General features: G+C 40.3%; 1 protein-coding gene. It reads left to right on the forward strand.

Annotated elements, in window-relative coordinates:
* A partial coding sequence (locus tag GBI16_RS18375; RefSeq protein ID WP_151707630.1) for a sigma 54-interacting transcriptional regulator occupies positions 1 to 501 on the forward strand: 501 nt, incomplete at both ends.

A 501-nucleotide genomic window follows, 5' to 3' on the forward strand; every position in this document is an offset into this window, starting at 1 on the left:
CACCTATACAAAACTTACGGACAGCTATTAAAAAAATAGCCCGCTCCCAAGCTCCTGTATTTGTTACAGGCGAGTCTGGTACGGGTAAAGAAGTTGTTGCTAATCTGATTCACCGATTAAGCAACCGCAGTGAAGGACCATTTATTGCAATTAACTGTGGAGCAATCCCAACTGAGCTCATGGAAAGTGAACTTTTCGGGCATAAAAAAGGGAGCTTTACTGGCGCGACTCAAGATAAACAAGGTCTTATTTTATCAGCACACGGTGGCAGTTTATTTTTAGATGAAATTGCCGAATTGCCTTTAAGTATGCAAGTTAAATTGCTTCGGGCAGTACAAGAGAAAAAGATTCGCCCTGTAGGTTCAGATCAGGAAATTGATGTTGATTTTCGAGTAATCAGTGCCAGTCACCAAGACTTAGATTTATTAGTTCAACAAGGTAAATTCCGTCAGGACTTATTTTTCCGTATTCATGTTATGGATATTATGTTGCCGCCACTAC

Origin of the sequence: Acinetobacter sp. TUM15064 (genome assembly GCF_008980265.1) — a bacterium.
Taxonomy (GTDB): Bacteria; Pseudomonadota; Gammaproteobacteria; order Pseudomonadales; family Moraxellaceae; genus Acinetobacter.